At 67.9% G+C, this 577-nt stretch carries 1 pseudogene; it reads right to left on the bottom strand.

The features are described from left to right. Positions 1-577: pseudogene (locus EN879_RS38175) on the bottom strand (phenylalanine--tRNA ligase subunit beta); the annotation flags it as partial.

Consider the following 577-nt stretch of genomic DNA (forward strand, 5'->3'; position numbering starts at 1 on the left):
GTTCAGGCACGCCATCGACGAAGACCTCGAAGCCGCACAGCGGGCCGGAAACATCGAGGCCCTCCAGCGTCTTCGGATGGAATTCACCGAAAGTGCCGAGTACGGTTTTCGGGCCGAGCTTGATCGTGCCGGAACGGCCGGGATGATACCAGGCCGGGCCGCGGGCCTCGATCTGCAGCCGGTCGACAGGCGCACCGCAGGCTTCAAGTGCGGCGATCGCATCGGCCTTGGCGTCGAACACGCCGACTGGACCGGAATTGCCGGCCCAGTTGCGGCCGGAACCGTCGAGCTTGGCGGTGCCGCGGCGCACGCCGGCGGCGACGCGCCGCTGCTGGTCGGCGCCGTCGCCCTCATAGGTACCCGACACTTCGAACAGCGCCACGTCGCCAATACCCTTGTCGGCATTGCGCTGGGCAGCCGCGATCAGCCCCGGCAGCAGCGAGGGCCGCATGTCGGACATATCGGCGGCGATCGGGTTGGCAAGCTTCAGCGCGGTCTGGCCGCCGCCGAACAGCTCGGCATGCTTGGCCGGAATGAACGACCAGGTAACGGCTTCCATCATGCCGCGCACGGCAAG

It is taken from the genome of Mesorhizobium sp. M7A.F.Ca.AU.002.02.1.1, from assembly GCF_003998535.1.
GTDB classification, from domain to species: domain Bacteria; phylum Pseudomonadota; class Alphaproteobacteria; order Rhizobiales; family Rhizobiaceae; genus Mesorhizobium; species Mesorhizobium ciceri.